Raw genomic sequence first — 2704 nt, forward strand, 5'->3', positions numbered from 1 at the left:
GCCACGTCGTCGAACTCGATGGCGATGTCATCGGCCGGCAGGCGCCGCGGCCAGATAGGATCGCTGCCGCCGTTGGGATCGCCGCTGGCGGCGAAGCGTGTCCACTGACGCTGCATCTGCGCCGAGAGGTTGGCTTCCGCGGCAGTCGCGGTCGACGTCGGGCCGAACACAAAGGCGATTTCGGCGCCATGGAAGGCGCCGTAGATCGCCGTCGGTCCGGCAAACACATGCGTGTACACGTAGCGCCAGGTGGGATTGCCGGCGCTGGCGAAGTTGCGCGTGAAGGCGGCGTTGGGACAGGCGAACTGCAGATCGTCGAGCAGATCGGTGTAGGCGTACCAGGGCTCCGGATAGGCCGCGGCCGGATACTGTTGCAGCACCAGGGCGCCGATGGTCGGGAAGGTCTGCATGACCAGCGTTTCGTAGGCGGCGACGGTGGCGGGTCGCGCGCTGGCTGGCAGCAAGGCGGTGAGTTCATCGTTGTTGATGCCGGCGATCAGCGGCACCGGCGCCGCGCGCCCGGCGGCTATCGCGATGCCCGGGCCCTCGACGAGCGCGTAGCCATCCTGCAGCAGCCCGAACTTTTCTCCAGTGCGGCCAAAGCCCACGGTCGGCTGCGCCACCTGGATCAGGGTTTCCCAGTTGAGTGCGCGCATGCAAGCCTTGCGGTCGGGCTGCCCGCTGCAGCCGGCCGCCGTCATGACCCGCACGCCCTGGGTGAAACCAGGGTCCTGGCCGGAGGGTGCGGTTTCCAGTGCGGGTAGCGAACGCAGGCAACCGCCGCTCTCGATGATGGCGCGGTGGAACAATCCGCGCGCCAAAGGGCTGGCGAGCAGCGCACAGGTCGACAAGCCACCCGCAGATTCGCCAAAGATCGTCACCCGTGACGGGTCGCCGCCGAAGGCCGCAATGTTGTCGCGAACCCAGCGCAGCGCGGCGATCTGATCCAGCAGCCCATAGTTGCCGGCGCTAGGGTGGTCCGGCGATTCGCCGGCGAACTCACGCATCGCCATGTAGCCGAGCGGCCCGAGCCGGTAGTTGATCGAGACCAGCACCACGCCGTCGTCGGCCAGTCTGGCGCCGTCATATGTCGGCGTGCCATCCGGACGCATCTCACCCGACGAACCCTCCACCAGGCCGCCGCCGTGGATCCAGACCATCACCGGCCGTGCGACGCCTTCGCGCAGTTCCGGCGTCCACACGTTGAGTCGCAGGCAATCCTCGCCACGCGTGCCCAGCGTACTGTTGTAGATGCCGTCGCTGGTCGCGTTCTGCGGACAGGCCGGACCGAAGGCACTCGCCTGCAGCGGCTGCGTCCGCGGCGCGGCCGACTGTGGCGCGCGCCAGCGCAGTTCGCCGAGCGGCGGCGCCACGTAGGGCAGGCCAAGGTACAAGGCACCGGTCGCGCCGAGCGCCGTGCCGCGCACCAGACCTTCGCGGGTGGCAGCCACCAGCGCTGGCCGAGTCGCCAGGGTGAGCGGCCGCAGCGGCCTTTCGCTGCGGTCGAATCGGCCACCCACGCCGTAGGGGTAGCTGAGCGCCAGCATGATGCGGTTGTTCTCGGTGTCGGCGCGCGGTGTCACCAGAGTGATGCTCGCGTTTCCAGCCGACTGTGTCGTCAGCGGCACGCTGGCGCAACTGCGGCAATAGCCGCGGGCGAAGCGGAAGTCGGGGGTGAACGCGGTGTCGGGCGCAGCCTCGCTGGCGTAGGCCCAGCGCGGTCGCCCGCTGCCGTCGTAGACGTAAAGCGTGTGAAATGCCTGGGCTGCGCCCGTCGCGCCGAACAGATAGCTGATCAAACCCCAGCCGGAGTCCGCCGTGCCGGCGTACCAGCTGCCGGACAGCGCCGATTCGGCAGCGGAGCTTGCCGGCACGATGGGCTCCAGGCACCAGCGCAGGCTTTCGCCGCCGATGTTGAAGCTGAAGTCGATCAGACTGCCGGCGCCCGGCCGGGCGTTGCCATCGCCGCAACCGGCCGCGCTTGCTGCCCGCTGCAGGCGCGCTCCGGGAAAGCGTGCAGCCACCGCTACCGCGGGCATAGCGCCCGCGCTGTAACGGTACTCGACGATCTCGATCGTGCCGACATCGCCCGACCAGGTGCCGTCGACCAGATACCAGTAGGGCTGGCCGTCGTCGGCAAACGTGTAGAAGGTGCCGACCACGCGATCACCGACGATCTGCAGATCCAGACCATGGCCGCTGCGGCTACGATCGTAATAGAGGCCAGCACCCGGTGGGGCAGCGGCAGCGGCTATGGCCCATGACATCAAAGACAGCAGCAAGAGTGCGCGCATGCATCGGATCCTCGGGTGAGGCGGGCCGCAAGCAACTGATCCGGACCGCTGGTGACTCCCAGACAACGCACTATATGGCCGAAGGTTGACCGGCGGCCTGTGGGCGTTCTGGTCGCCCCGGGCAGTGCGAGGTATATACCCGGACTTGGCGATACCCGCAGCTGAGCTGCTCAGCACACCCGGCGCGCTCAAGGCCAGATCCACACCCGTTGAGCTCGATCTGCCGGAGGTGGTTAGTTAGAAAAAACGTCGCCGAGTGTTGGGAAAGGGTTGACACGTTCCGGGGCGCTTCGACGACATCGATCACGCGCGGGCGTGGACGCGGGAATTCGTGACCCACTACAACTATCACCGCCCGCACGAGGGCATCGCCCTTTTCACTCCAGCGAATGTGTTCTTGCAGCAGGTGG

Annotated in this window: 2 protein-coding genes; one reads left to right on the plus strand and one right to left on the minus strand. The window is 67.6% G+C overall.

Annotated features, from left to right (window positions below):
- The coding region (locus tag ACIQ7H_RS22230) for a carboxylesterase/lipase family protein (protein ID WP_395795685.1) at positions 1-2294 on the minus strand (2294 nt) is incomplete at its 3' end.
- A 298-nt stretch (positions 2295-2592) separates the two neighbouring features.
- Between ACIQ7H_RS22230 and ACIQ7H_RS22235 the strand changes: the two genes are divergently transcribed.
- Positions 2593-2704, plus strand: a 112-nt coding sequence (locus ACIQ7H_RS22235) for an integrase core domain-containing protein (RefSeq protein ID WP_395795687.1), incomplete at its 3' end; no start/stop codon positions are given.

Origin of the sequence: Aquimonas sp. (assembly GCF_044377145.1) — a bacterium.
In the GTDB taxonomy this organism is placed as follows: domain Bacteria; phylum Pseudomonadota; class Gammaproteobacteria; order Xanthomonadales; family Xanthomonadaceae; genus Aquimonas.